This window comes from Dyella silvae, from assembly GCF_026421305.1.
Taxonomy (GTDB): domain Bacteria; phylum Pseudomonadota; class Gammaproteobacteria; order Xanthomonadales; family Rhodanobacteraceae; genus Dyella; species Dyella silvae.
In genome coordinates, this window is sequence record NZ_JAPJBQ010000002.1 from 894489 (window position 1) to 913374 (window position 18886).

At 63.9% G+C, this 18886-nt stretch carries 17 protein-coding genes; 7 read left to right on the forward strand and 10 right to left on the reverse strand.

Annotated features, from left to right (window positions below; translation table 11 throughout):
- Nucleotides 1-140: 140 nt before the first annotated feature.
- The 4 genes from OQE56_RS08310 to OQE56_RS08325 form a co-directional block, all read right to left on the reverse strand.
- Nucleotides 141-851: an arginyltransferase gene (locus OQE56_RS08310; protein ID WP_267223327.1), complete on the reverse strand. Its 711-nt coding sequence runs from the start codon at nucleotides 849-851 to the stop codon at nucleotides 141-143.
- Between the two features lie 76 nt (nucleotides 852-927).
- Nucleotides 928-1320 carry a putative signal transducing protein gene (locus OQE56_RS08315; RefSeq protein WP_267223329.1) on the reverse strand — a complete coding sequence of 131 codons (393 nt, stop codon included), beginning with the start codon at nucleotides 1318-1320 and terminating at the stop codon, nucleotides 928-930.
- A 122-nt stretch (nucleotides 1321-1442) separates the two neighbouring features.
- Nucleotides 1443-2306, reverse strand: coding sequence for an acyl-CoA thioesterase II (tesB, locus tag OQE56_RS08320; RefSeq protein WP_267223331.1), 864 nt, complete (start codon nucleotides 2304-2306; stop codon nucleotides 1443-1445).
- Between the two features lie 59 nt (nucleotides 2307-2365).
- Nucleotides 2366-2932, reverse strand: a complete 567-nt coding sequence (locus tag OQE56_RS08325) for an N-acetylmuramoyl-L-alanine amidase (protein ID WP_267223333.1) — start codon at nucleotides 2930-2932, stop codon at nucleotides 2366-2368.
- A 66-nt stretch (nucleotides 2933-2998) separates the two neighbouring features.
- Between OQE56_RS08325 and OQE56_RS08330 the strand changes: the two genes are divergently transcribed.
- The 5 genes from OQE56_RS08330 to egtD all read left to right on the forward strand — a co-directional run bounded on the left by OQE56_RS08330 (nucleotide 2999) and on the right by egtD (nucleotide 8704).
- Nucleotides 2999-3523: an alpha/beta hydrolase gene (locus OQE56_RS08330; protein WP_267223334.1), complete on the forward strand. Its 525-nt coding sequence runs from the start codon at nucleotides 2999-3001 to the stop codon at nucleotides 3521-3523.
- Entirely contained in the window at nucleotides 3520-5715 is a 2196-nt protein-coding gene (rlmKL, locus tag OQE56_RS08335) for a bifunctional 23S rRNA (guanine(2069)-N(7))-methyltransferase RlmK/23S rRNA (guanine(2445)-N(2))-methyltransferase RlmL (protein WP_267223336.1), read from the forward strand. The genes OQE56_RS08330 and rlmKL overlap by 4 nt, the downstream gene beginning before the upstream one ends.
- A gap of 126 nt (nucleotides 5716-5841) precedes the next feature.
- Entirely contained in the window at nucleotides 5842-6183 is a 342-nt protein-coding gene (locus tag OQE56_RS08340; RefSeq protein ID WP_267223339.1) for a hypothetical protein, read from the forward strand.
- A gap of 275 nt (nucleotides 6184-6458) precedes the next feature.
- On the forward strand, nucleotides 6459-7712 hold the full coding sequence (egtB, locus tag OQE56_RS08345; RefSeq protein WP_267223341.1) for an ergothioneine biosynthesis protein EgtB: 1254 nt from the start codon (nucleotides 6459-6461) through the stop codon (nucleotides 7710-7712).
- Nucleotides 7709-8704, forward strand: a complete 996-nt coding sequence (gene egtD, locus OQE56_RS08350; RefSeq protein WP_267223342.1) for an L-histidine N(alpha)-methyltransferase — start codon at nucleotides 7709-7711, stop codon at nucleotides 8702-8704. The genes egtB and egtD overlap by 4 nt, the downstream gene beginning before the upstream one ends.
- An 11-nt stretch (nucleotides 8705-8715) precedes the next feature.
- Here egtD and OQE56_RS08355 read toward each other — a convergent pair whose 3' ends face one another.
- The 3 genes from OQE56_RS08355 to OQE56_RS08365 form a co-directional block, all read right to left on the reverse strand.
- Nucleotides 8716-9873 carry a calcium:cation antiporter gene (locus OQE56_RS08355; protein ID WP_267223343.1) on the reverse strand — a complete coding sequence of 386 codons (1158 nt, stop codon included), beginning with the start codon at nucleotides 9871-9873 and terminating at the stop codon, nucleotides 8716-8718.
- 736 nt (nucleotides 9874-10609) lie between these two features.
- Entirely contained in the window at nucleotides 10610-14068 is a 3459-nt protein-coding gene (gene mfd, locus OQE56_RS08360; protein ID WP_267223345.1) for a transcription-repair coupling factor, read from the reverse strand.
- Between the two features lie 402 nt (nucleotides 14069-14470).
- Entirely contained in the window at nucleotides 14471-15079 is a 609-nt protein-coding gene (locus OQE56_RS08365) for a GNAT family N-acetyltransferase (RefSeq protein WP_267223347.1), read from the reverse strand.
- Between the two features lie 182 nt (nucleotides 15080-15261).
- Here OQE56_RS08365 and OQE56_RS08370 point away from each other — a divergent pair, with 182 nt between their 5' ends.
- Both OQE56_RS08370 and OQE56_RS08375 read left to right on the forward strand, forming a co-directional pair.
- Nucleotides 15262-15651 (forward strand): MmcQ/YjbR family DNA-binding protein, encoded by a 390-nt coding sequence (locus OQE56_RS08370; protein WP_267223350.1) that lies wholly within the window; start codon nucleotides 15262-15264, stop codon nucleotides 15649-15651.
- Entirely contained in the window at nucleotides 15648-16043 is a 396-nt protein-coding gene (locus OQE56_RS08375; protein ID WP_267223351.1) for a VOC family protein, read from the forward strand. The genes OQE56_RS08370 and OQE56_RS08375 overlap by 4 nt, the downstream gene beginning before the upstream one ends.
- A 98-nt stretch (nucleotides 16044-16141) precedes the next feature.
- Here OQE56_RS08375 and OQE56_RS08380 read toward each other — a convergent pair whose 3' ends face one another.
- The 3 genes from OQE56_RS08380 to OQE56_RS08390 all read right to left on the reverse strand — a co-directional run bounded on the left by OQE56_RS08380 (nucleotide 16142) and on the right by OQE56_RS08390 (nucleotide 18579).
- A complete protein-coding gene (locus tag OQE56_RS08380) occupies nucleotides 16142-17050 on the reverse strand; it encodes a cation diffusion facilitator family transporter (protein ID WP_267223353.1) in 909 nt (302 codons plus the stop codon).
- Nucleotides 17051-17096: 46 nt separating this feature from the next.
- The gene (locus OQE56_RS08385; protein WP_267223355.1) at nucleotides 17097-17615 is read right to left on the reverse strand and encodes a Slp family lipoprotein; all 519 of its coding nucleotides are present in this window, start codon (nucleotides 17613-17615) and stop codon (nucleotides 17097-17099) included.
- 82 nt (nucleotides 17616-17697) lie between these two features.
- A complete protein-coding gene (locus OQE56_RS08390) occupies nucleotides 17698-18579 on the reverse strand; it encodes a 23S rRNA (adenine(2030)-N(6))-methyltransferase RlmJ (RefSeq protein ID WP_267223357.1) in 882 nt (293 codons plus the stop codon).
- Nucleotides 18580-18886 lie beyond the last annotated feature (307 nt).

Consider the following 18886-nt stretch of genomic DNA (forward strand, 5'->3'; position numbering starts at 1 on the left):
TCAGGTAGAGAAAACGGCCGGCGTCATGCCGGCCGTTTGAGTCGACCGCACTCGCATCGGTGATGCATGGCGACGCGGCGTCGACGTGCCAGGACTTCAGCGGAGAGTTCGCTTAGCTGCTACTGCAGGGTGCGACGATGTCAGTCGTCCGCCATCTCCACCCAGCCCTCGCTGGTGCGGATCTGCAGAGGGCGGAACCGGCGCTTGTAATCCATCTTCGGGTGCCCGGCGATCCAGAACCCCAAATAGATCCAGGGCAGGCCTCGGCGCCTGGCCATGGCGACTTGCTGCAGGATGGCAAACGTGCCCAGGCCACGCTCCGTTTCTTCCGGGTCGTAGAACGTATAGACGGCCGAAAGGCCTTGCTGGCACACGTCGGTCACCGCCACACCGAGCAAGTGCGAGCCCTTGCGGAATTCCAGAAACATCGTGGGACTCCACGGCGCGGTAAGAAACCGGCGGAAGTCACTGGCGTCGGCCTCGTCCATGCCGCCACCGGGATGACGCTGCCGCAAGTAGCGCTCATACAGCGCATGCCGCTCAGCGTTGTAGCCCGCCATGGACTCCACCACCTGCAGATCGGCATTGCGCTTGAGGCAGCGGCGCTGGCTGCGGTCGGGGGTGAAACCGGTGACGTCAATGCGACACGGTGTGCAGGCCCGGCAGTTGCTGCAATAGGGGTAGTAGAGGTGACCGCCAGCGCGGCGGAATCCACGCTCCAGAGCCGGGCCATACAGCTGGTCGAGCTGCGGCGCGGCCGGGTCGATCACCAGGTTCTGTGCCGTGCGCTCAGCAAAATAACCGCAGGTGTGCGGCAGGGTTTGGAAGAGGCGGACACGGTCGGATCGCATGGTCCGATTCTATGTCCGTAAAGGGTCGACGTGTGAGTAGGAAAATGCCGATAAATAGAGTCGGCTGGGGCGGCGACTAGATGACACCCATGTAACGGAGCATGAGAACGACGAAAGCGCCCGCAACGGCCAGCATGACAATGCGGCGGATCCGGTTGGCGACGCTCTGGCGTTTCAAGTCCGGCGAGGGGTTGCGGGCCAGGGCCAGCTCTTCGCCGTGGCGGATGACCGGCTCGATACCCAGCTCCTTGAGCACGGCGCGAGCCGCCGTGTAGTCGTCCGCCTTGCTCACCCATACCTGGGCCCAGTTGTCGCGGTTCTCCTGACGCTGCGAGTAGCTGAAGCGCTGGTAGCTGGCCTTTTTCCAGTTGGAGCGGTTCTCGACCGTGCAGTCGATGCCTTTCTCAGTGAGCAGCGCGACAACGCGATCGATGTTTTCCGGGCGGGGCGAGGTGTAGAGCTGACGCATGGTGAAAGCCTTTCGTTCGTCGCCGGGGCGCGTGGCGGGGATGTGCTGGCCCGGCCAGCCTCATGGCGCGACGGTGGTCGCGCCTATGGCATGGGCCGATTTTACTACGCTGGGCTCTCGCCTCAGTTGCGCAGACGGATGAGGCCTTCCTGCGCGGTCGAGGCCACCAGGCGGCCGTCACGGCTGAAGATCTGGCCGCGGGCTAGGCCACGGGCACCCTGGGCGGTCGGGCTGTCGAAGGAGTAGAGCAGCCAGTCGTCCACGCGGAACGGCCGGTGGAACCAGAGCGCATGGTCCAGGCTCGCCATCTGCACGTTGTGGGTGTAGTACGAGATGCCGTGCGGCAGGGTGGCCGTGCCAATCAGGTTGAAGTCCGAGGCGTAGGCCAGCATGGCGCGGTGCAGGCCCGGCGAGTCGCCGATCGGCGCGGTCAGGCGGAACCAGATGTGCTGGAACGGCGGGCGCTTCACCGGATGCAGCTTGTCCTGCGGCCACACATGGCGGAACTCGAACGGTGCGTCCACGCCCAGCCAGCGCTGCAGCTTTTCGGGCAGCTTGGCCAGCTGTTCCGGCGGCAACGGGCTCATTGGGTCGATGTCCTCGGGCATGGGCACTTCGGGCATGGACGACTGGTGCTCGAAACCGGTCTCAGGCACCTGGAACGAGATGGAGCCATTGAGAATGGGCTGGCCATGCTGGATCGCCACTACGCGCCGGGCGGAGAACGTGCCGCCGTCACGGGCGCGTTCCACGTTGTAGACGATGGGCGCGTTGATGTCGCCGGCACGCAGGAAATAAGCGTGCATGGAGTGCGCTTCGCGTTCCGGTTCTACCGTCTGCTGCGCGGCCGCCAGAGCCTGGCCCAGCACCTGGCCGCCGAACACGAAATGCGTGCCGATATCCCGGCTCTGGCCGCGGAACAGGTTGTCCTCCAACCGCTCCAGTTCAAGCAGGTCGACGAGTTCGCGGACGTGGGTTTCCGTCATGGAAAGGTGCTCGGGGCAAAGAAGACGCGCGATTATAGCGGGCGGCCCATGGTGCCGCGTCAGAGACCCGCGGCGGTGATCCGCTGCAATCCGCTGCCATCCAGCACCTCGGCCCAGGGGAACATCGGGCCCGGGTCGAGCTTGCGCGGCACCTCCACTGACGGGTCGTCGGTGGCGGGCAGGCGGGCGAGGTCCAGATCTTCGTGGCCGGCGATCAGGCGCAGCTGCGGGTAGTCCTGGCGGAGCTGCGCGAGCAGGGCGCGCAGGGCGGCGAGCTGAGCCGGGGGGTACGGCTCGGTCATGGTCTGGCGCCCGGCGTGCCACCAGTCCGGGTACCGGCCCAGATTCACCAGCTCGATGCCGATCGAGTTGGGGTTGTGGCCGCGCACATGGTGGGCCACCCGGGTACCCGGCACATAGCGGTAAATACTGCCGTCGCGGTCGATGTAGTAGTGGCCGCTGGCCCCCGCGCCGCTTTCGTACAGCACGCGCTCACCGTACTCACGGGCCGTGGCGAGATCGGGCAGCTCAGTGCAGTGGATAACCACCATCTCCACCGCGCTGGCAGGGCGCTCGGGCAACAGGGGAACGTAGGGCAGGGGCTGGTCGATAACGTTCACGGTCATACAGGGAGTCTCTCATGCTCGCCTGTTACGATGCGCGGCCTGATGGATGCAGTTTCGGAGACCGCTATGCGCGGCCAGATCATTCTTTCGCACGGTTCGGACTCCGGTCCGGACGCCACCAAGGTCAGCGTGCTGGCCGCTTTCGCCGAGTCGCTGGGCTGGAAGACCCTGCGCCCGGATTACCGCAACGATGATGTCCGGGGCTTCGCCGGTTCGGTCGATCCGCGCCTTGAACGCCTCACAGCGGCCATCGATAGCCTGGATGCGCCACCCGTACTGGTGGGCTCGAGCATGGGCTCGTTCGTGTCCGGCCTGGTCTCGCTGCAGCGTCCTGTGGCCGGTCTGTTCCTGCTGGCGACCCCAAGCGAGATACCGGGTTACCGCCAACCTTTCGACCTGAGTGAAGGCGTGCCTACCATGCTCTATCACGGCTGGAAGGATGACGTGTGTCCGCCGGAGGGCGTGCTGGCTTTCGCCGGCCGCCGCCGTTTGCCGCTGATCATGGTCGATGACGACCATCGTCTGGGCGACAGCGTCGAGCGCATTGTCGAGCAGTTCGGCTTGTTCCTTACCCAGCTGGATGCCGCATGAGCGCCTTCTTCGCCACTTGCCCGAAGGGGCTGGAATACCTGCTGCGCGACGAACTGGCTGCCATGGGCGCAGCGGACGTCAGGGAAGCGCTGGCTGGCGTGCATTTCTCCGGCACACTGGAAACCGCTTATCGCGCCTGTTTGTGGTCGCGTCTGGCCAGTCGCGTGCTGATGCCGCTGGCGGAGTTCGATGCAGCCACGGATGACGCGCTTTATGCCGGCGTGCAAGCCATCGACTGGTCGCAACACCTCGCCTCGCACGCCACCCTGGCGGTGGACGCCAACTCGGCGCAGAGCAAGCTGACGCACAGTCAGTTCATTGCGCAGCGCGTGAAGGATGCCGTAGTCGATCAGTTCCGGCAGCGCGACGGTTCGCGCCCGGGTGTGGACACCGACGAGCCCGACGTACGCATCAACCTGCGCTTGCGCCGCGATCGCGCCACGCTGTCGATTGATCTCGCAGGTGCGCCTTTACATCGCCGTGGCTGGCGCGAACTACAGGGCGAGGCACCGCTCAAGGAAAACCTGGCCGCCGCCATGCTGCTGCGTGCGCGTTGGCCGGAGGTGTATGCCGAGGGCGGCGCCTTGCTCGACCCCATGTGCGGCTCCGGCACCCTGCTGATCGAGGGCGCCTGGATGGCTGCCGATGTGGCGCCGGGTCTGCATCGCGAGTATTACGGCTTCCTCGGCTGGGCCCAGCACGACATTGCCGTGTGGCGTGCCTTGCTGGACGACGCGCGGCAACGCGCCGAAGCCGGTCTGCGCGCGCTGCGCAGCTGCTTCTTCGGCAGCGATGCCGACCCGCGCATGGTGCAGACGGCCAAGCGCAACGCGCAGGAAGCAGGCGTGGCCGGCTTCTTCACGCTGGACAAGCACGACGTCACGCACGTGTCACCGCCGCCCGGCTGTGGCCGGGGTCTGGTCATCACCAATCCGCCTTACGGCGAACGCCTTGGCGACCGGGCCGACATGCCTCGCCTCTACCGGGCACTGGGCGAGACGTTGCGCGAACGCTTCGCCGGCTGGCGCGCCGCTGTGCTGGCGGGCGACACGGAGCTTGGCCAAGCCATCCCGCTCCGGGCCGAGAAGAAATACGCGCTCTACAACGGCGCGCTGGAAACCGTGTTGCTGGTCTTCGAACTGCATGCGCGCAGCGAAGCGCCGCGCGAAGTGAAGCCGTTGTCCGAAGGCGCGCAGATGCTGCGCAACCGCCTGGAGAAAAACGTGCGCCACCTGCGCAAGCGGCTGGAGCGCGAAGAGATTCATTGCTGGCGCGCCTACGATCAGGATCTGCCCGAATACGCGGCGGCCATCGACGTGTACGGCCAGGTGAAGGGTGGGCCCTGGCTGCATATCCAGGAGTACCGCGCGCCGGCCGATATCCCGGCGGAAACCGCCAGGCACCGCCTGCGCGAGATCGTACGGGTGGCAGGCGAGGTGCTTGGGGTGCCGCGCGAGCGCATCGCCCTGAAGACGCGCGAGCGCGGCAAGGGCGGCTCCAAATACGGCCAGTTTGACCAGCGCGGCGAGTTCATCGAGGTGGCCGAAGGCGGCCTGCGCTTCCTGGTCAATCTCACGGATTATCTGGATACGGGATTGTTCATCGATCACCGGCTGGTGCGCGCCAAGGTGCGCGAGCTGGCGTCCGGCCGGCGCTTCCTCAACCTGTTTGCCTATACCGCGACTGCGAGCGTCTATGCGGCCGCTGGCGGGGCGCGCGACACCACCAGCGTGGACCTCTCGGCCACCTATCTGGACTGGGCCTCGCGTAACCTGTCGCTGAACGGATACACCGGCGCGGGACACCGCCTGATGCAGGCGGATGCGATGACGTTCCTGCAACGGGACCGCGAACGCTATGGCTTGATCTACGTCGATCCGCCGACGTTCTCCAACTCCAAAAGAGCGGAGGATTTTGACGTTCAGCGCGATCACGTTCAGTTGCTGCTGGCGTGTGCCGACCGCCTCACCGCAGACGGCGTCATCGTGTTTTCGAACAATTTCCGACGCTTCAAGCTGGATCATGAAGCGCTGGCTGAACGGTTCAGCGTGGATGACTGGAGCGCGCCAAGCATCCCGTTCGACTTCACCCGGCGTTCGGATATCCATGGCTGCTGGTTGCTGCGTTTGCACGCCCAGGCGTCGCCCTGGGGCGACAGTGTGAACCACGTCCGCAATCAGGGTAGGCGCTAAACGCTTTCACGCGTTCTACTCAGTGCGGATTCAGCGCGAAAGTCAGAGCATGGTGCACGGCAAAGAGCGGTGGAAGGCAGTTCGAGTCCTTCTACCGGAATCAAGCCTCCCTAGGGAGACAACCTCATGAACAAAACAAAGACTTCCATCGTCAAGCGCGTTGTTGTGGCAACTGCCATGCTGGTCGGCTGTGCTGCCGTTGCCCCAGCTTTCGCCGGCCACGTAAGCGTGAACATTGGCGTGGGTCTGCCAGCGGTGGGCGTTGGTTACTACGCGCCGGCACCGGTGGTCTATGCACCGCCGCCGCCGGTCTACTACGCGCCGGCTCCGGTGTATTACGCTCCGGCCCCGGTGTATTACGGCCCGGGCGTAGGCGCCACGGTCATTTATGGTGGTCGCGGCGGCTACTACCGTCACGATCATGATCGCTACTACTATCGCGACGGTTACCGTCACTACGGTCACTGATCCGCGCCAGGGTTATACGCCCATGGTACGAAGCCCGGCTTATGCCGGGCTTCGTCGTTTCCGAGGCAGCCGATGCCATGCGATGCACCGGTCGGATAACGGATTCGATGGATGACGAGATGCGCATTGTCAGCCAGCCGCCATCTTCACATCACACGATTTGAACGGTCGCTGCGGCATGGTGCGCGCATGTCACAGTGCGACGTCCGCCGTTCGAGTTATGCGCATACGCTCCATGGTGCGGAGTGCGAGGCCGTCCTTAGCAGGAGGCGGCAATGACATTGGCGCAATCGGCCGTTCAAGCCGAGGCGCTGATGCTGCGATTCCGGCGAATCCGCTCCCGCAGCATCGCCTTATGCGCACCGCTCAGTGCCGAAGACATGATGGTGCAATCCATGCCGGAGGCGAGTCCGGCCAAATGGCACCTGGCCCATACCACATGGTTCTTCGAACAGTTCGTGCTCGAGCGCGACCCTGCGTATCGGTCGTTGCATCCGGAGTGGCACTACCTGTTCAACTCGTACTACCAGACCGTCGGGCCGATGCATGCGCGGCCGCGACGCGGGTTGTTGTCGCGTCCCGGTGTGTCGCAGATTCGTGACTATCGCGAGCGCGTCGACGACGCCGTGAGCGAGCGGCTGTTGCGTGGCGTCGATGCAACCACTCAGGCGATCATCGAACTGGGTCTTGAACACGAGCAGCAACACCAGGAGTTGTTGCTCACCGATATCAAGCACGCGTTTGCTTCCAACCCGCTGCTGCCGGCTTACACGGCGCCACTGGCACCGGCGAAAAACCGTTCGCCGGTGACGCTGGAATTCTTGCCGGGTCGCGAAGGCGTGACAGACATCGGTCACGAAGGGGCAGACTTTGCGTTCGACAACGAGTCGCCCCGGCATTGCGCACTATTGTCGCCGCACGCGCTGGCGAACCGGCTCGTGACCAATGCCGAATACGCTGCCTTCGTGCACGACGGCGGTTATCGCGAACCGTCGCTGTGGCTCTCCGATGGATGGGACACGGTGTGCCGTGAGCAGTGGCAACGCCCGCTGTACTGGCAGGAAGACCTGTCCAGCGAGTTCACTCTCGCGGGTGTGCAACCCATCGACCCCGACGCGCCGGTAAGTCATATCAGCTATTACGAGGCCGATGCCTTCGCACGTTGGGCCGGTGCGCGTCTTCCCACTGAAGCGGAGTGGGAAAGTGCGGCATCGGGGTTGACGGTGCAGGGCAATCTTCTCGATGCGCACGCCTTGCATCCGCAGTCGGCTGCGTCGGGGACGGGCTTGCTGCAGATGTTTGGCGACGTGTGGGAGTGGACCGCTTCGCCCTACGTCAGCTATCCCGGGTTTCGGCCGCTCTCGGGCTCACTGGGTGAATACAACGGCAAATTCATGTGCGGGCAATGGGTGCTGCGCGGTGGCTCGTGTGTCACGCCGCGCGAACACATTCGCGCGAGTTACCGGAATTTCTTTCCGCCCCATGCACGCTGGCAATTCATGGGGATTCGATTGGGTCAAGACCGATGAATGTACGAGCATTCGAACTTCATGACGACAATCGTCGTCCACCTGCCGACAGTCTCATCGGCATCGTGCAGCGCGGTCTGCGTATGCAGCCCAAGCGTTTGCCATCGTGGTTGTTCTACGACGAGCGTGGTTCTCAACTATTTGAGGCCATCTGCGAGCAGCCGGAGTATTACCTCACGCGTTGCGAAATCGACCTGATGTCCGTGCATGCGGGCGAGATGGCGCGAGCGCTGGGCGAGGATGTGCGGCTGGTAGAATACGGCAGCGGTAGCGGTGTGAAAACACGCATGCTGCTGGAGCACCTGCGCACACCGGTGTCCTATGTGCCGGTGGAAATTTCGCCTGAGCCACTGCGCCGCTGTGTCCAGGACCTTGCTGAAGTGTTCCCCGCGCTGCCGGTACAGCCCTTGCTGGGGGATTTCACCCGGCCACTGCGGTTGCCGATTCCTCCGCGCGTGCCGCGGCACACGGTGTTGTATTTCCCCGGTTCCACCATTGGCAACTTCGAGGCGCGCGAGGCGGCGGAGCTGTTGCGCAAAATGCGCGCTGAGATGGGTGACAACGGCGGCATCCTTATCGGTGCGGACCTGAAGAAAGACGTCGCGACCATCGAGGCTGCCTACAACGACCGCGCAGGCGTCACGGCCGAGTTCACTCTGAACATGCTGGTGCGCCTCAACCGGGAAATCGGTAGTGACTTCAATATTGGCCAGTTCCGGCATGCGGCGCATTACAACGCCATGGCGGGCCGTATCGAAACCTTCCTGATCAGCAAGAGCGACCAGAGGGTACGCATCGGCAAGCAGCAGGTGAACTTCGGCTCTGAGGAAGCCATGCAGGTGGAATACAGCTGCAAGTATTCGCACGACGACTTCGCCACGCTGGCCGGCAAGGCCGGTCTGGACGTGGCGCAGTCATGGACGGACCCTCAGAACATGTTCGCCGTCTATTACCTTGTGCGCGCTGGCGCCAGAGCGACGCCGCACGGTTGATCGCCCAGCCCTCAGGGGCTGAATACAAGCACCAGAAATACCGCGAACATCGACAGGTGGACGGCGCCTTCCAGCATGGTGGTGCGCCAGCCCGAGAAGGTTAGCGAGCTCAACACGAGCGTGGAGGCGAGCAGCACGATGCTGGCGGGTGGCAGGCCGAGCACCACCGGCTTGCCGGTGAACAGGCCAATGGCGAGTACCGCAGGCACGGTAAGGCCCACCGTGGAGGCCGCGCCGCCGAGGCAGAGGTTGATCGCGCGGGTGAGCTCGTCGCGCCGAATGGCGATAAGCGCCGAGATGCCTTCCGGTGTGAACACCAGCATGGCAATGATGATGCCGCCCAGCGCATGCGGCGCACCGGTGGCGGCGATGCCGTAGTCCAGCACCTTGGCCAGGCTCTTGGACAAAATCACGATCGGCAGAATGTTGACCAGCAACAGCAGCACGTGAAACAACAGCTCGCCTTTGCGCGGTTTGCGCGGCGGCGGCGGCGGGGCTTCCGGCAGATTCATATCCGAATCGGATCGCGGCGCGACAAAGTAGCCCTTGTAGCGGCCCGTCTGCAGCCACAGGAACAGGCCGTAGAGTGCGATGGTGAGAATCGAGAAGCTGACGGCCTGTATCGATGTCAGCGAGCCGTCGGAGGTTGAGGTCGTGAAGTTGGGTAACACCAGCGCGATGGTCGCCAGCGGAATGATGACCGCGAGAAACGCCGAAGCACCGTGCAGGTTGAAGGCCTGTTCGTGATGGCGAATGCCGCCGATCAGCAGTCCAAGTCCAACGACGCCGTTGAGCACAATCATCAGCACCGCGAACATGGTGTCGCGTGCCAGGGTCGCCGTATCTCCGGCGCCAAGCATCACGGCGGAGATCAGCACCACTTCGATGAGCACAATCGACAGCGTCAGCACCAGTGTGCCTACCGGTTCGCCGAGCAGGCCGGCGAGTTCTTCCGCTTCGTGCACCACGCCGAACGAGCCCCACACGATCACGAAGAACAGCCACGCAAACAGGGACAGGCCGATCTCATGGCGACTCAGGTGCTGCATCCAGTCCGAGCCGAAGATCAGGAACAGGCCGACCGTGCCCCAGGCGACGATGGGGCGGATCAGCATCTTGGGCCGAAACTGCCAGCGTCCCTCGGTGGATGACAGTGCGTCGTGCGTCATAAGGTCTCCTGCTTGCTGAATTGCCGGCCTGGCATCGCCCCGGGTCGCTGGGTTCGCATCGGCTATGGAGGGTGAGAATACCCAGCGGTGGCCACTGGTGTCCTGCGTCGCGTGTCCACTCTGGCGCATGTCGCGTGGTTGGTCGGTGATTCGACTACCGTCATTGGAGCGCAGGGCTGGTTCTTGGTGTTTCTCCAAGATGCGCTGTGGAGCCTCACCGTCATCCCGGCGCAGGCCGGGATCCAGTTTCCGCAGTTGTCGGCTGTCGCCTCATGCGATCCCGCCAGCGTGCCGCCTACGCGGCGGGCGTTTCGACCTCCTGCCTGAGGCCGAGTCACTTTTCTTTTGCTGGCCCACGCACGCGCAGGAGCGCGTGCGAACGGCGAAGCCGGCCCGAAGGGCGTAGGGCAGGATGCCCGGAGTCAAAGAAAAGTAACCCAAAGAAAATGGCCTGAAGAGCTGGCAGCATTGCGCAGGGATAAGCCCGAACGCGCGAGGCGCGTTGTTGCTTGGCAACCTCCGCCGCTACACAGCGGGTACTTCCATGCGCTTCGCAACGCGCCAATGCGAAGAGGACTTAAAGCAGGTAGTCGCTTCGCTCGCCCTTGACCGCCACCCTGGGCTTTTCGCGAGGCACCCCACTTCGCCCTCTCCCCTTCGGGGAGAGGGCCGGGGTGAGGGGCGGGTGCTCGCGATGAGGCAGCAACGAAGCTATGTAAAGCTCGCGGACGGGAGCTTAGGCAGGACGCCTCGCCCCCAACTGCACCAGCACTTCCTGCGCGGAACGAATGCGTTCGCTGGCGCCGGGCAGCTCCAGGTTCACCTTGAGCTTGTCCTGCCCATCCAACTTGTAGACACGTGGCTGGCCCTGGATCAGGCGAATGATCGCCATCGGGTCGACCTCGGGCTTGTCGCGGAACGTAATACGTCCGCCATTGGCGCCGAAATCGAGCTTGCGGATACCCAGCGGGGTGGCCATCAGCTTCAGGCTGGCAACGGCGAACAGCTGCTTGGCCGGATCAGGGAGCAGGCCGAAGCGGTCGATCATTTCCACCTGCAGGTCGCGTAGATGGTCGGGGTTACGCGCGCTGGCGATGCGCTTGTACAGCGTCAAACGCGTATGCACGTCGGGCAGGTAGTCGTCGGGGATCCGCGCCGGCAGGTGCAGTTCCACTTCGGTTTCGTGCTCGCTGCTCAGATCGAAGTCGGGCAGCTTGCCTGACTTCAGGGCTCGTACCGCACGTTCCAGCAGCTCGGTGTAGAGACCGAAGCCGATCTCCTGGATCTGGCCGGATTGCTCGTCGCCCAATAGCTCGCCTGCGCCACGAATTTCCAGATCGTGCGTGGCCAGCGTAAAGCCAGCGCCAAGCTCTTCCAGCGAGGCCAGTGCTTCCAGACGTTTTTCGGCATCGGCCGTCATGGCCTTGCGGTCCGGCACCACCAGATAGGCGTATGCGCGATGGTGCGAACGGCCCACACGCCCGCGCAGCTGATGCAGCTGGGCCAGACCGAAACGATCCGCGCGGTTGATGACGATGGTGTTGGCCGTGGGGATGTCGATGCCGGTCTCGATGATGGTGGTGCACACCAGCACGTTGAAACGCTGACGGTGGAAGTCCGCCATCACGCGTTCGAGTTCGCGCTCGGGCATCTGGCCGTGGGCGATGCTTATGCGCGCTTCAGGAATCAGTTCCTGCAGTTCGCGCGCCGTGCGCTCGATGGTGTCCACCTCGTTGTGCAGGAAGTACACCTGACCACCGCGCGCCAGCTCGCGCTGGAACGCCTCGCGAATCAGTGCGGGCTCCCATGCGGCGATAAAGGTGCGCACCGCCATGCGATGCGCGGGCGGCGTGGCGATCAGCGAAAGATCGCGCAGGCCACTCATTGCCATATTGAGCGTGCGGGGAATCGGCGTAGCGGTCATGGTCAGCAGATCAACTTCCGCGCGCAGCTTCTTCAGTTGTTCCTTCTGGCGCACACCAAAGCGCTGTTCTTCATCCACCACGACCAAGCCAAGGTTCTTGAACTTGATCTCAGGGGCCAGCAGCTTGTGTGTGCCCACGATGACGTCGATCTGGCCATCGGCCAGGCGCTTGAGTGCGTCGTTCACTTCCTTGGTGGATTTGAAGCGCGATAGCACGTCGACGCGTACCGGCCAGTCGGCAAAGCGGTCCGCGAAGTTACGGTAATGCTGTTGAGCGAGCAGGGTCGTGGGCACCAGTACGGCGACCTGGCGGCCCGCGGTGGCTGCCGCAAAAGCCGCGCGCAACGCCACTTCGGTTTTGCCGAAACCCACGTCGCCGCAGATCACGCGATCCATCGCGCGCGGCGCGGCCAGGTCCTTGAGTACGGAATCGATGGCGTGCAGTTGGTCCGGCGTTTCCTCGAACGGGAAGCTGGCGCCGAACTCCTCGACAAGTTGACGGTCGATCGGCATCGATTCGCCGCCGCGTGCTTCGCGCTGCGCGTAAATGGCCAGCAGTTCGGCGGCCACGTCGCGAACCTTCTCCGCGGCTTTGCGGCGCGCGCGTTCCCACGCATCGCCACCCAGCGAGTGCAAAGGAGCGAGTTCCGGCGCGGTGCCGGTATAGCGGCTCACCAGGCCGAGCTGGGCGACCGGCACGTAGAGCTTGTCGCCCTTGGCGTACTCGATGGTGAGAAACTCACCCTCCATGCCGCCCAGTTCCATCGACACCAGACCCTGGTAGCGGCCCACGCCGTGGTCGACGTGCACGATGGGCGCGCCGATGGTCAGCTCGGTGAGATCTCGGATGATGCTTTCGGGATCGCGTGCCGCGCCGCGCCGGCGCTTGCGTTCCGTACGCACGCGCTCGCCGAACAGCTCGCGCTCGGTGAGCACGGTGACTGCAGGTTCGTTGAGCGCGAAGCCTTGTTCGAGACCGGCGATGGTGATGGCGAACCGGCGTGGTTCGTCCGTCCCGCTCAGGAAGGCTTGCCATCCATCCACCGTTTCCGGCTTCAGACCCGCACTGGCCAACTGCTCGATCAGCGCCTCGCGGCGGCCTGCCGAGTCGGCGGTGATGAGTACGCGCCCCGGATAGCTGGTCAGAAAGTGACGCAGCGACGTGCCCGGCTCCTCGCCCTTGCGGTTGAGCGGCAACTCGGGCGCAGGCTGCGTGCCGACAGACATCGCGTGTTCGTGGCCACCTTCCACCACTTCCACGCGCAAGCGCCTGTTGAGCTGTTCGCGAAGCAACTCGGTCGGCAGATACAGCTCGGCTGGCGGCAGCACCGGGCGCTCGATATCGTGCGCCCGTTGTTCATAGCGCTCGCCAGTCTGTGTCCAGAACTGCTCGGCCGATTCCAGCACGCCTTCGGTGAGCAGGAACACGGCGTTGTCGGACAAGTAGTCGAACAGCGTGGCCGTCTGCTCGAAGAACAGCGGCAGGTAATACTCGATGCCGCCCGGCGTGACGCCTTCCTTCATGTCCTGGTAGAGCGGGCAGCGGCGCACGTCGATGGGGAAGCGCTCGCGCAGCTGCGTGCGGAAATCTTTCGCCGCGTTCTCGGTGAGCGGAAATTCGCGCGCCGGCAGCAGCTCGATGCTCTCCACTTGCTGCTGCGAACGCTGGGTTTCCGGGTCGAAGCTGCGAATGGACTCCACTTCGTCATCGAACAGCTCGATGCGATACGGCTCGCCGGCGCCCATAGGAAAAATATCGATCAGTGCGCCACGCACGGCGAAGTCGCCCGGTTCGGCCACCTGCGGCACGTTGCGGTAACCGGCTGCTTCCAGCCGACGCTGTTCGGCGGCGAGATCCAGCTTCTGTTTCTTTTTCATCACCAGCCCGGCGCCAGTGATATGGCTGCGCGGCGCAATGCGCTGCATCAGCGTGGCAATGGGCACCACCAGCACGCCGCGTTCGGTGCTGGGCAACTGGTACAGGGTGGCGACGCGTTGCGAAACGATATCCGGGTGCGGACTGAACACGTCGTAGGGCAGGGTTTCCCAGTCCGGGAAATGCAGCACCGGCAGATTGCCCGCGAATACGCGCAGTTCGTCCTCCAGCGCATGGGCACGCTGGGTGTCGCGGGTCACCGCAACCAGCAGGCCCTGGTGCGAGCGGGCGGCTTCGGCCACCAGCAGCGCGCGCGACGAGCCGTGCGGCGACGTCCAGAAACGGCGCTGCTTGGGGGTGGAGGGCAGGGACGGATGAGGAATCGTATTAGCCATGCGGACGCTGGATTCGAGGGGCATGGCCTGGCCACACCTGGAAAGCGGGCAAGTGTAACGCGACCGCCCCGGAAGACCGGGGCGGTGGTTCACATCAGCGTGTGGGGCTAGGGCAACACTGATCAAGTCTCGCCGTCGTCACCGTCCCTGTCTGCCTGCAGATCACAGGGGCGGCGGCGAAGGCAGACTGGCCGTCTGTCGAGTCGACGCCCCGAAGAGATGCGGGCAGACAGGGACGGCCCCACATAAGCATTTCAATGAAAGGGGTGATGCCTGGAAGGTCCGCAGACGAAGGCGCGCGGCTTGGCAAGACGGCCAGTCTTCCCTGCGCCGCGCACCTCCGCCTGCGGACCTTCCAGGCATCATGACGACGGCGAGACTTGATCAGTGTTGCCCTGGCTCTCAGAGCTGCAGCGAAATCTGCGTCACGCCGGGCTCTTCCGGGATCAGGCGGCGAACGAAGCCCAGGTCCCTGCACAGTTCCAGCATGGGGCGATTTTCCAGAAGCACATAGCCCCAGATCTCGCTCAGGCCGCGATGGCGGCAATCGTCGACCAGCCGCTGCATCAGCATGGCGCCCAGGCCCTGGCGGGCCCAGTCGTGCTCCACCAGCACGGAGAACTCCGCGCTATTGGCCACGTCATCGACGTAAATGCGGCCGACGCCACGCAGCTCGGCCGGCTGCACGGTTTCGTCCATCAGCACGAAAGCGGTTTCGTGCTCGGGGTCGATCCGGCAGAGGCGCTGCGCCATGGGTTCCGGCAGCTCGCACATTGCATGAAGAAAGCGGCGGCGGATGTCTTCCGGCGACAACCGGCAGAACTGGCGTTTCAGCGCGGCGACGTCACCCGGCTCGATACCACGCAGCCGCAACTCGCGGCCGTCGTGCGTGTGGACCAGCTCACCCTTCGGCCTGGGCAGCTCGAGCAGCCGCGGACGGGCGAACCGTTCGGTGCTGCGCGGCGGGACCAGGTTGCGCCGGGGCGTGGAGTAGTCGATGGCGGGTGTCATGACCATACTTTACCGTACTGTGTGCGCCGCAACATGAACAAAAGGCCTTCAATCACAATCACTTTTGCGGCGCTATGTCGCACCGCATGGCGGCCAACCAGGGCTGACCCCGCACCACGGAAGGGTGCAGCGGGCAGAATGCGCCAATGCATTCACCGGTACGTTGAGGGAGAGTGAAATTCATGGCCGTTGCGACCAAAGGCATCACCCCCGCCCAGCTCGAGGCCCTGTGCGGCCACTGGCCGGGCGTGACACGCGACATCAAGTGGGGAGGCGAGCTGGTCTTCAGTGTGGGCGGCAAGATGTTCGTGGTCATGCCGGTCGATGGCGGGCGGCTGGCCTTCAAGGTCGAAGACGATCGCTTCCTCGAACTGACCGACCAGCCGGGTATGATCGCCGCCCCTTATCTCGCCCGCGCCCGCTGGGTTCAGGTGGTGGAGCCGAAGCGCTTCACCACTGCCGAGTTGTCCGGGCTTATTCGCACGGCCTATGGGCTGATTCGCGCCCGGCTCACCAAGAAGCTGCAGGCAGAGCTGGGCGAGTGGCCTTCAACCAAGGAACCGCACAAGTGAAGCAATACATCGCCAGCATCGCCCTGGTAGTCGCTGACTATGACGCCGCCATCGATTGGTATACCCGCGTACTCGGGTTCACCTTGGTCGAGGACACCGACATGGGTGGCGGCAAGCGTTGGGTGGTGGTCGCTCCGCCGGGCTCGACCGAGACGCGCTTGCTGCTGGCCAAAGCCAGCGCGCCGGAGCAAACCGCACGCGTAGGCGACCAGACGGGCGGCCGGGTGTTTCTGCTGCTGTATACCGATGACTTCTGGCGCGATTACCGGCGCATGAAGGCGGCTGGCGCGGTGTTCTGCGAAGAGCCTCGCGAGGAGGCCTACGGCACGGTGGTGGTGTTCCAGGATCTCTACGGCAACAAGTGGGACTTGTTGCAGCCAAAGAGTTCTTGACCGCTGTAGGAGCACATTCTGTGCGCGCGGGTCGCGTGGATTTCAGCTTCGGTGGGTTGTTGCGCACAGGATGCGCTCCCACCGAATGACGGCATGACTCAATCGGCGATATCCGGCTCGAAGAAACTCCAGCGGATATCGGGAAACTGCGCCTTCATGGCGCGTTCCACCCCATTGATCCCTTCAATGAGCGCGGCTTGGCTGGGCGCCGGTGACATGCGCGCTTTTACCGCCACCATCACGTCGGGTCCCATCTGCAGCGTGATGAGGTTGAGCACGACGTCTACCTCCGGACGGGCGTTGATGAAGGCAATCATGGCTTCACGCCGATTCGGCTCCACGCCCTGACCGATCAACAGCGCTTTCACTTCATAGGCGATGGCGATGGCTACCACCACCAGCAGTACGCCAATGACGATGGTGCCCACCGCGTCATAAAGATGGTTGCCCGTGATCATGGTGGCGACTACCGCCACCAGCGCCACGGCCAGGCCAAGCAGGGCGGCGAGGTCCTCGCCGAAGACCACCAGCAGCTCGCTCGAACGCGTTTCGTGAAACCAGCGCCAGAGGCTTCGTCCTTCGCGCACCTTGTTCACTTCATTCATGCAGCCGCGCATGGAAATGGACTCGGCAACGAAGCCAAATCCCAGCACGCCCACCGCCAGCCAGGGCCACTTCAGCGGTTCAGGGTGACCGAGCTTGTGGACGCCCTCGTAGATGGAAAACATGCCGCCCACACTGAACAGCAGTATCGCCACCAGAAACGACCAGAAATACAGGGCGCGTCCCCAACCCAGCGGATACTCGTCCGATGGCGGGTGATCGGCTTGGCGCATGCCGAACAGCAGCAAACCCTGGTTGCCGCAATCGGCCAGCGAGTGCACGGCTTCGGCCAGCATGGCCCCGGAGCCGGTGATCAGGGCGGCGGCGAGCTTGCTGAGAAAAATCGCGAAGTTCGCGCCCAGGGCGATCAGGATCGCCTTGAGCGAGTTGGCATGGCCGGACATCGTGCATTCCTTTGGACGAAGACAGCAGTGTATTCGGCCCGATGCGTTAGTGAATGCCCACCCCGATGCCGAGGCCGAAGCTTACATTGGAGTGCCCGTTCTGCAGTTCGGCGGCCGTCCAGACGTGCGACTGCGTCACGCTGACCAAGGGAAACACGTAGGCAGCCTCGCCCACGGTGCCGGTATGCGTACCGTTGAGGCGGCCAAAGAGCGTCATGAGCGCGCCATTGGGGTAGTCGAACGATTCGACGTAGCCCGGCGTCACCGCGATAAATCTTCCCCAGCCACCGCCGTTGTCAACTTTGGGACGTTGCGAACTATCCAGTGGATAGGCGGCAATCTCGATCTCGCTGTGGTCGGGAAAGTTGCGTACTTCTACGATGCGCCCGCCCCAGATCACGTCTGCATTCGAATACTGCTGCGGCGACTGCGCCACCATGTTCGGGGCTACCGCCACGGTGCTGGGCGAAGGCTTGTAAATAGGAGCCGGCGCACACGCTGCCAGTATCAGGAGGCTGACACAGAGAGCGCTTTGGCGAAGGAAAGAAGCCGCAGATCGGTTCATGGCGCATATCCGCATGGGTTGCCCTGAGCTTAACGGGCCGGTGCCATGGACGGTATACACCAGAAGCGCGCGATACCCCTACTCAGCCAGCATTTTCTTCCAGCAGCCAATCCAGACGCCAATGCGCGGGCTTGTCCTGTGAGAGCAGCGGCGTCATGGCGCGTAGCGGTTCGCGCAAAACGTCATCCAGCTTCCACGGCGCATTAAGGATGACCATGCCCGAGCCGTTGAGGCGCAGCGGCGAGTCGTCGGGGTGCACCAGCAGCTCTGCCCTCAACACGCGCCTCGCGCCACAGCGCTGCAGCCAGCGGTGGAAAGGCTGCACCTGACTGCGGAGCTTGATGGGATACCAGATCGCATAGATACCCGTCGGCCAGCGTTCCAGCGCCAGCTTCAGTGCCTGCTCGATCACCCGATATTCGCTTTCCTGCGCCTCATAGGGCGGATCGATAAGCACCAGTCCACGCTTTTCCTTGGGCGGCAGCAGCGCCTTCAATGCCTCGTATCCGTTGCGCTGATGCACATGCACGCGATGATCGTGATGAAACAGCTCGCGCAGCAGCTTGGCTTCTTCGGGATGCAACTCGCATAGCTGGGCACTGTCGCCGTCACGCATCGCCTGGGCGGCCTGCAGGGGCGATCCCGGATACAGCTTCAGTCCGTGCTCGTTCCCGGGGAGCCGCAGGATGCTGTCCAGCCAGCGACGGAGCAGCGGCGGCAGCGGTCCGGTCGGGTGGCCGGACGCATGCATGTCGGGGAACAGCAGGCGTGCAATGCCATTTTTGTACTCCCCTGTCTTGCCTGCCTCGGTGCTGTCCAGCGCGTAGCAACCGCTGCCTGCGTGCGTGTCGATGACGGCGAACGGCGTTGGTTTGGCCTGAAGCGCTTCGATGAGTGCGAATAGCACGGAGTGCTTGAGGACATCGGCGAAGTTGCCGGCGTGGTAGGCGTGGCGGTAATTCATGGGAGGAGGGTGCGCCGGATGGTTGGTCATTATAGGGGTGGGTGAGCGGGATTCTTTGTTCTTCAGTGAGTAACGCTCCGCGCGGTTGGCTCCCTCTCCCCTCCGGGGAGAGGGTTGGGGTGAGGGGCGGGTGCTCGCGGTGGCGTTTCTATCCCTCACCTTTGTTCTGTCGCCCTTATTGACGGTGCGGCGACCTGGCTCGCCTGCGGCGGGCTTCCGCTGTCCTGCCGGACAGCGGGTCACTTCTCTTTGCGTGGCCAAAGAGAAGTAACCAAGAGAAAGGCCACCCCGATGGCGCGCCTTCCGG

Excerpts from the sequence above, each read along its gene's own strand:
- OQE56_RS08310 (WP_267223327.1), bottom strand. The coding sequence starts at position 851 with ATGCGATCCGACCGTGTCCGCCTCTTCCAAACCCTGCCGCACACCTGC.
- OQE56_RS08315 (WP_267223329.1), bottom strand. The coding sequence starts at position 1,320 with ATGCGTCAGCTCTACACCTCGCCCCGCCCGGAAAACATCGATCGCGTT.
- tesB (WP_267223331.1), bottom strand. The coding sequence starts at position 2,306 with ATGACGGAAACCCACGTCCGCGAACTCGTCGACCTGCTTGAACTGGAG.
- OQE56_RS08325 (WP_267223333.1), bottom strand. The coding sequence starts at position 2,932 with ATGACCGTGAACGTTATCGACCAGCCCCTGCCCTACGTTCCCCTGTTG.
- OQE56_RS08330 (WP_267223334.1), top strand. The coding sequence starts at position 2,999 with ATGCGCGGCCAGATCATTCTTTCGCACGGTTCGGACTCCGGTCCGGAC.
- rlmKL (WP_267223336.1), top strand. The coding sequence starts at position 3,520 with ATGAGCGCCTTCTTCGCCACTTGCCCGAAGGGGCTGGAATACCTGCTG.
- OQE56_RS08340 (WP_267223339.1), top strand. The coding sequence starts at position 5,842 with ATGAACAAAACAAAGACTTCCATCGTCAAGCGCGTTGTTGTGGCAACT.
- egtB (WP_267223341.1), top strand. The coding sequence starts at position 6,459 with ATGACATTGGCGCAATCGGCCGTTCAAGCCGAGGCGCTGATGCTGCGA.
- egtD (WP_267223342.1), top strand. The coding sequence starts at position 7,709 with ATGAATGTACGAGCATTCGAACTTCATGACGACAATCGTCGTCCACCT.
- OQE56_RS08355 (WP_267223343.1), bottom strand. The coding sequence starts at position 9,873 with ATGACGCACGACGCACTGTCATCCACCGAGGGACGCTGGCAGTTTCGG.
- mfd (WP_267223345.1), bottom strand. The coding sequence starts at position 14,068 with ATGGCTAATACGATTCCTCATCCGTCCCTGCCCTCCACCCCCAAGCAG.
- OQE56_RS08365 (WP_267223347.1), bottom strand. The coding sequence starts at position 15,079 with ATGACACCCGCCATCGACTACTCCACGCCCCGGCGCAACCTGGTCCCG.
- OQE56_RS08370 (WP_267223350.1), top strand. The coding sequence starts at position 15,262 with ATGGCCGTTGCGACCAAAGGCATCACCCCCGCCCAGCTCGAGGCCCTG.
- OQE56_RS08380 (WP_267223353.1), bottom strand. The coding sequence starts at position 17,050 with ATGTCCGGCCATGCCAACTCGCTCAAGGCGATCCTGATCGCCCTGGGC.
- OQE56_RS08385 (WP_267223355.1), bottom strand. The coding sequence starts at position 17,615 with ATGAACCGATCTGCGGCTTCTTTCCTTCGCCAAAGCGCTCTCTGTGTC.
- OQE56_RS08390 (WP_267223357.1), bottom strand. The coding sequence starts at position 18,579 with ATGAATTACCGCCACGCCTACCACGCCGGCAACTTCGCCGATGTCCTC.